6 protein-coding genes are annotated in these 6,911 nt (G+C 37.2%); 1 reads left to right on the top strand and 5 read right to left on the bottom strand.

The window, feature by feature from the left end; genetic code table 11:
- The 5 genes from miaB to ABEB23_RS15230 form a co-directional block, all read right to left on the bottom strand.
- A complete protein-coding gene (miaB, locus tag ABEB23_RS15210) occupies positions 1-1,446 on the bottom strand; it encodes a tRNA (N6-isopentenyl adenosine(37)-C2)-methylthiotransferase MiaB (RefSeq protein WP_348813475.1) in 1,446 nt (481 codons plus the stop codon).
- Between the two features lie 167 nt (positions 1,447-1,613).
- A complete protein-coding gene (locus ABEB23_RS15215; protein WP_348813459.1) occupies positions 1,614-2,399 on the bottom strand; it encodes a hypothetical protein in 786 nt (261 codons plus the stop codon).
- A gap of 27 nt (positions 2,400-2,426) precedes the next feature.
- Positions 2,427-3,158: an MIP/aquaporin family protein gene (locus ABEB23_RS15220; protein ID WP_348813461.1), complete on the bottom strand. Its 732-nt coding sequence runs from the start codon at positions 3,156-3,158 to the stop codon at positions 2,427-2,429.
- Between the two features lie 25 nt (positions 3,159-3,183).
- Positions 3,184-4,680, bottom strand: a complete 1,497-nt coding sequence (gene glpK, locus ABEB23_RS15225) for a glycerol kinase GlpK (RefSeq protein WP_348813463.1) — start codon at positions 4,678-4,680, stop codon at positions 3,184-3,186.
- 25 nt (positions 4,681-4,705) lie between these two features.
- Positions 4,706-6,283, bottom strand: coding sequence for a glycerol-3-phosphate dehydrogenase/oxidase (locus ABEB23_RS15230; protein ID WP_348813464.1), 1,578 nt, complete (start codon positions 6,281-6,283; stop codon positions 4,706-4,708).
- Positions 6,284-6,437: 154 nt separating this feature from the next.
- On the opposite strand from ABEB23_RS15230, the gene ABEB23_RS15235 reads away from it, so the two are divergent.
- Positions 6,438-6,839, top strand: a complete 402-nt coding sequence (locus tag ABEB23_RS15235; protein WP_348813465.1) for a DeoR/GlpR family DNA-binding transcription regulator — start codon at positions 6,438-6,440, stop codon at positions 6,837-6,839.
- The last annotated feature ends 72 nt before the right edge of the window (positions 6,840-6,911 follow it).

Raw genomic sequence — 6,911 nt, forward strand, 5'->3', positions numbered from 1 at the left:
TTAATTCATATCACTTAATCCAACTGCTTCTCCTTTTAAAGTTCCGCTGGTACAAGAAGTGATTTTTACATTCACAAAATCACCTATTTTATAATCTTCTTTTGGGAAAACTACTGTAATGCTTTGTGAATTTCTTCCTGAAAATTCGTCTTTAGATTTCTTTGAAAATTTCTCTACCAAAACTTCCACGATTTGGCCAATGAATTCCTCAGAACGTGACCAAGCATGTTTTTGTTGTAAATCAACAATTTCCTGCAATCTTCGGGCTTTGGTTTCTTCAGGTACATCATCTTCCATTTTTCTTCCGGCCAAAGTTCCAGGACGTTCTGAATAGGAGTACATATAACCGAAATTATATTTTACATATTCCATTAAACTCAAAGTGTCCTGATGATCTTCTTCGGTTTCTGTTGGGAAACCAGAAATCATGTCTTGTGAGATGGAGCTATTGGGTATAATCGATCTGATTTTGTCGATCAGAGTCATATATTCTTCACGCGTATGCAAACGGTTCATTGCTGTAAGGATTCTGTTGCTTCCTGACTGGACTGGCAAATGAATATGTTTACAAATATTAGGATGTTTGGCAATCACATGCAAAATACTTTCATGCATATCTTGTGGATTGGAAGTCGAAAAGCGAATACGCATCTTCGGAAAACCAACCGCTACCATTTCCAGCAGTTGGTCAAAGTCAACTGCAGTTGCTTTCTGCATTTCGGTAGCATTCTCGAAATCTTTTTTCAAACCGCCGCCGTACCATAGGTAGCTGTCGACATTCTGACCCAAAAGTGTAATCTCCTTGAACCCTTTGCCCCACAAATCCTGAATTTCATTCATGATACTTTGCGGTTCACGGCTGCGTTCACGTCCACGGGTAAAAGGTACCACGCAAAACGTACACATGTTATCGCATCCACGTGTGATAGAAACTAAAGCGGTAATTCCGTTGCTCATTAATCTCACGGGAGAAATATCTCCATAGGTTTCGTCTTTCGACAAGATCACGTTAATTGCATCACGACCTTCTTCAACTTCGCTCAATAAATTAGGTAAGTCTTTATAGGCATCAGGACCAACAACCAGATCCACAATTTTTTCTTCTTCCAGAAATTGGCTTTTCAAACGTTCGGCCATGCAACCTAAAACACCTACTTTCATCTTTGGATTAATGCGTTTCACAGCATTATATTTTTCCAAACGTTTGCGAATGGTTTGTTCAGCTTTGTCTCGTATAGAACAAGTGTTGACAAGAACCAAATCAGCTTCTTCCAGAGTTTGGGTTGTATTGAATCCGTTTTCAGATAAAATGGAAGCCACAATTTCACTGTCCGAAAAATTCATCGCGCAGCCGTAACTTTCTATAAACAGTTTTTTAGTATTCTCAGGTTTATTCTCTAAAACAAGACTTTCACCTTGTTTGCTTTCTTCAATAATCTTTTCCATCATGTATAGTCAAAGCGCAAAGATAAAGCAATTTCAATAAATATGACAAGATGTCAGATTAAGAATTAACAATGTTTTGTGTTTTTATTTCTTAAATAAAAAAAGCGCTCTTCCATTTCTAAAAGAGCACTTAGAGGAAACAAACCAAAAGCTATTTATATAAAAAATCAGAACAATGCCACTCCAAGTTGCACTCTGGCAATTTTAAGGGTAGGATTCCACATTGCTACTGCAGAAACCGGTAATTTGTAATGTAAAACAGTAATGTTTTTAGAGGCTTTGATTCCGGTATTTACAATGTCAAAGTTGCTGTTTGGTTCATTAGTATATAAATGGGACTTTCCATCAAGAGCAAATCCAGCTCCCAGATAAGCGTCCAAAGCAATTTTTTTATTTTCCAATAAAGGATATCCTAATTCCACATAAGTCGAATATCTGTTTTTATAATCCAGATTTGAAATTAATTCGCGGTCATTTCCATAAAGTATAATATCAGCTTCTATTCGTAAAGGAAACTCCTTTGGAAATTGGTAGGAAGTTCTAAAATCAATGATGTGCGTAGTTGTTTTTCTATCGTAATTAAATACTTCTGGTTTTTCAACATTTGTAGTGTTGAATAAATCCCAAAGTCCTATTGAAAAGCCGCTACTTTGATATTGAATGTAATAATCAATTTCTTTATAGTTACCGTCAAATCCGTTTCCGCCCCAAACACCTATTGTTAAGTTTTGTTTTTTGTCTAAAGCATAATGGATATTTCCCATGGAGGTCATGCTGCCGTTTATGACTAATCCTCTCCAAAGGTGGCTTGTTTTTATTTCCACATTAAAGTCTAAACGGCTTGGTTTTGCTGCTTCTGTAGGGGCTGAAACGCTATCGGAAACCGTTGTTTTTTGAGCGTATCCAGCTAACCCTATAATTGTGATTAAAGAGGAAAAAAATAAATTTTTCATGATTTATTGTATGTTTTATAAGTGAGGTTAGAGCAGTACCAGATATAAAGCAGCTGCTAAACTGGACCCTATTATTGGGCCAACAATCGGAATCCAGGCATAACCCCAGTCGCTACTTCCTTTTATCGGCAAGAGGGCATGCATGATTCGCGGGCCTAAGTCTCTCGCTGGATTTATAGCGTATCCAGTTGTTCCTCCTAAAGACAAACCAATTGTCCACACTAAAATAGATACAGGCAGTGCTCCCATAGTTCCTAAGCCAATTGTAGCTCCGGCATCAGAGGAGATGGTAAGTTCGGGACCTGAAATATAAAAAATCACAAAAATTAATACAAAAGTGGCAATGATTTCACTAATAAGATTCGAAGAAGCTTTTCTGATGGCCGGTCCTGTAGAAAAACAAGCTAATTTTCCGGCTTCGTCTTCCGTTGCGGCAAAGTGATCTTTATGAGATAACCATACTAAAAATGCTCCTAACATCGCGCCGATTAGTTGGGCAATAACATAGGTAGGAACTTGGTTCCAGGCGAATTTACCGATTAGGGCTAAACCAAGTGTTACAATTGGATTTAAATGAGCTCCACTAATGGGGCCTGCGACGGTGACGCCTACAAAAACGGCAAATGCCCAGGCTGTACTGATGACTATCCAGCCTGAATTATTTCCTTTAGTTCCTTTAAGAACTACATTTGCAACTACTCCGTTGCCTAATAGAATCATCAGCATCGTACCGAGGATTTCTGCAATAAATGGGGTCATATCTTAATATTTTGTAATTTATACTTTATTCCTCAGTCCAGTTTGAAGCACGTCCTACGGCTTTATCCCAGTTTTTTACTAATTTATTTACTTCTATTTCGGGCATTTCTGCCAAAAATACACGGTCTATAGACCATTGCTGCTGTAAATCATCTACGCTTTTCCAATATCCAACGGCTAATCCAGCTAGGTAGGCTGCTCCTAAAGCAGTTGTTTCTAATGTTTTTGGTCGGATTACATTAAAACCAAATAAGTCTGATTGAAATTGCATCAGCAAATTATTGGCAACGGCACCACCATCGACTCTTAATTCTTTTCCTTTTTTGCCAAAATCAGCTTCCATTGCTTTAACTAGGTCATAAACTTGGTAAGCGATTCCTTCTAGAGTGGCACGGGCAATATGAGCATTTGTAGTACCTCTTGTAATACCTACAATTGCACCTCTGGCATATTGATCCCAATGTGGCGCACCTAAACCGGTTAGTGCAGGAACAAAATAAATTCCGCCATTGTCAGGTACACTTTGCGCTAAGATTTCGATTTCTTCGGCAGAATCAATCATTTTTGCACCATCTCGCAGCCATTGTACAGCCGCTCCTCCTACAAAGACACTTCCTTCTAAAGCGTAAGTTGTTTTTCCGTCGATTTTCCAAGCCACCGTTGTCAATAAATTATTTGTGGAATAAACCGGTTTGTCCCCAGTATTCATTAACATGAAGCAACCGGTTCCGTATGTGTTTTTAACCATTCCGGGTTCTGTGCAAAGTTGACCGAAAAGAGCTGCTTGTTGATCACCTGCAACTCCCGAAATTGGAATTTTTGTAGAGAATAAGGTAGTGCAAGTTTCTCCGTAAATTTCACTGCTTTGTTTGATTTCAGGCAACATAGATTTTGGAATATTGAATAATTCCAGTAGTTCATCATCCCATTCTAAAGTATGGATATTCAATAGTAAAGTTCGGCTGGCATTAGAAACGTCTGTCATAAACATTTTGCCACGGGTAAGTTTCCAAATTAACCAAGTGTCTACCGTTCCAAAGCATAGTTTTCCTTGTTCTGCTTTTTCGCGGGCGCCTTCTACATTGTCTAATATCCATTTTACTTTTGTGCCGGAAAAATAAGCATCTAAGATTAGACCTGTCTTTTTCTTGATCATGTCAGTATATCCTTGTGCTTTTAATTCGTCACAATATTTTGCAGTTCTACGATCTTGCCATACAATTGCGTTGTAAATAGGTTCGCTTGTTTCTCTGTCCCAAACAATAGTAGTTTCTCGTTGATTGGTAATCCCAATGGCTGCTATTTCTTTGCCGGAAATCCCAACTTTTGCTATTACTTCGGCGGCTACGCTAATTTGAGAGGACCAAATTTCGTTTGGATCGTGTTCGACCCAACCTGGTTTTGGAAATATTTGTTCAAAAGGTTTTTGGGAGAGGCTTACAATTTCTCCGTCATGGTTAAAAACGATTGCTCTGGATGAGGTGGTTCCCTGGTCCAGTGCTAAAATTAATTTGTTTTGCATGGTTATATAATAGAGTTAATGAATTTTATTGAAATTCGGTCAAAAGGAATCCGTTTGCAAGTGTTTTGAATTCGGATACTTGTTTTTTAATCCAGGCTTCGTCATATCCCAGTTCTTTAGCTAGTAATTTAGCCACTTTTTCTGAAGAGGCTATAGCTGCAGGTGCGTCTAGAAACAATAAACGAACACGTCTTGCCAGAATGTCGTCTATGGTTCTGGCCATTTCATAACGGATGGACCACGCTACTTCTGCCATGGTATATTCATAGTTTGGATGTAGTTTTTCTTTTAATTCGACTTCGCTATTTTGTAATTCTAATATTTTGGGAATATCAGATCCGTAAATGTATAAATGGTTTTCTCGGTCTAAAGTATTCGTTACTTTGTTTCCATGAATGGCAATGTGCTCTGTTTTACATTCTTTTTTGGGCAAGTGACGCACCGTAATTGCTTTGTCTATAATGTCTTCAGCAATTTTTCTGTAAGTAGTCCATTTTCCTCCGGTTATAGTTATTAATCCTGTATCAGAAACAATTATTTTATGACTTCTGGAAACTTCCTTGGTACTTTTTCCTTCTTCTTTTGGTGCTGCCAAAGGACGCAAGCCGGCAAAAACGGAAAGGACATCAGATCTTGTTGGTTTTTTTACCAAGAATCGTTGTGCGGTTTCTAAAACAAATTCAATTTCGCTTTCTAATGCGATGGGTTCTAAACTGTGTTTTTTGATCAAAGTATCCGTAGTTCCAACCACAATTTTATTATGCCAAGGCACGGCGAATAAAACTCTTCCATCGCTTGTTTTTGGAATCATTAGGGCATGGTCACTGGGCAAGAAAGATTTGTCGAAAACAAGGTGAATTCCTTGACTTGGAACAATGTATTTTTTATACACGGTGTCGTTTAGTTTCATTATGGCATTGGTGAAAACACCTGTTGCGTTGATAATTGCGGTTCCTTTTATATCGTAAGTCTCTCCAGATTCTTGGTCTTCTACCTGAACGCCGGTCACCTGATTCGTATCGTCTTTTAATAAATTGATTACTTTGGTATAGTTTATAAGACAAGCTCCTTTTTCTACTGCGGTTTGTGCTAAGTTAATGGCTAAACGAGAATCATCAAACTGTCCGTCGTGATAGATTACACCACTTACTAAACCTTTTGTTTCAACAGTAGGTAGTAACTCAATAGTTTTTTTCTTTGAAATGTATTTTGATCGCCCCAAGCTTAATCGTCCGGCTAGTAAGTCGTAAATAGTGAGTCCGATAGTATAGAAATAACCACCCCACCAGTTATAATTTGGGATTACAAAAGATTGGTTTTTAACTAAATGACCTGCATTTTGCGCCATTAAACCTCTTTCTTTTAATGCTTCTTTTACTAGAGAAACGTCTCCTTGTTCTAAATAACGCACGCCGCCATGAACTAATTTGGTACTTCTGCTGGAAGTTCCCTTAGCAAAATCTACTGCTTCAACCAAAATTGTTTTGTAACCTCTACTTGCTGCGTCTAGTGCTGTACCCAGTCCGCTTGCACCACCGCCAATTATAATTACATCCCATTCTTTGGTTTTGTTTAATTTTGATAATTGCTCTGAACGTTTCATAATGTATTGTTTTTAATGTATTTTTAATAACATTGATTTCGAATAGCAAACTTAATGAAACTAAACGAAACCAAAAAGATAAATTGAATTTATTTTTATTTTTGTCTTTTTTTGTATCTTTAACCATTATAAACCTTAATATTAAAGACGTTGTATGACTATTATTAATAAAAGACAAGAGGATATACTGAATGAATTGAATAAAAAGGGATATGTGAATGTCATTGATTTATGTGAAACTCATAATGTTTCAACCGTAACAATTCGAAAGGATCTGAACTTTTTGGAGAATGAAAAATTATTGCATCGTACGCATGGAGGTGCCAGTAAGCAACCCATTTATGCTTTTGAAAGGGATGTTAATGATAAAGAAGGATTGCAGGTTGAACAAAAACAACAAATAGCAAAAGAAGCTTTAAAATATATTAGCGATTACGATTATATTATATTAGGTTCGGGTTCGAATATTCATTATTTGTCCAGAATTATTACGGGTTTTCAGAAGTTAACAGTGATTACGCCTTCATTAAAGGTGTCTTTAGAGCTTACTATATAAGGGGTATAACCAAAAGTATATAAATACATAATATAAAAAAGGTCGAAAAAGCCAATAAAATAAAGGGATTAC

The organism is Flavobacterium maritimum, assembly GCF_040049085.1.
GTDB lineage: Bacteria > Bacteroidota > Bacteroidia > Flavobacteriales > Flavobacteriaceae > Flavobacterium > Flavobacterium maritimum.

What these genes read in the sequence shown, in the direction of transcription:
- miaB (WP_348813475.1), bottom strand. Translation starts at nt 1,446, where the DNA reads ATGGAAAAGATTATTGAAGAAAGCAAACAAGGTGAAAGTCTTGTTTTA.
- ABEB23_RS15215 (WP_348813459.1), bottom strand. Translation starts at nt 2,399, where the DNA reads ATGAAAAATTTATTTTTTTCCTCTTTAATCACAATTATAGGGTTAGCT.
- ABEB23_RS15220 (WP_348813461.1), bottom strand. Translation starts at nt 3,158, where the DNA reads ATGACCCCATTTATTGCAGAAATCCTCGGTACGATGCTGATGATTCTA.
- glpK (WP_348813463.1), bottom strand. Translation starts at nt 4,680, where the DNA reads ATGCAAAACAAATTAATTTTAGCACTGGACCAGGGAACCACCTCATCC.
- ABEB23_RS15230 (WP_348813464.1), bottom strand. Translation starts at nt 6,283, where the DNA reads ATGAAACGTTCAGAGCAATTATCAAAATTAAACAAAACCAAAGAATGG.
- ABEB23_RS15235 (WP_348813465.1), top strand. Translation starts at nt 6,438, where the DNA reads ATGACTATTATTAATAAAAGACAAGAGGATATACTGAATGAATTGAAT.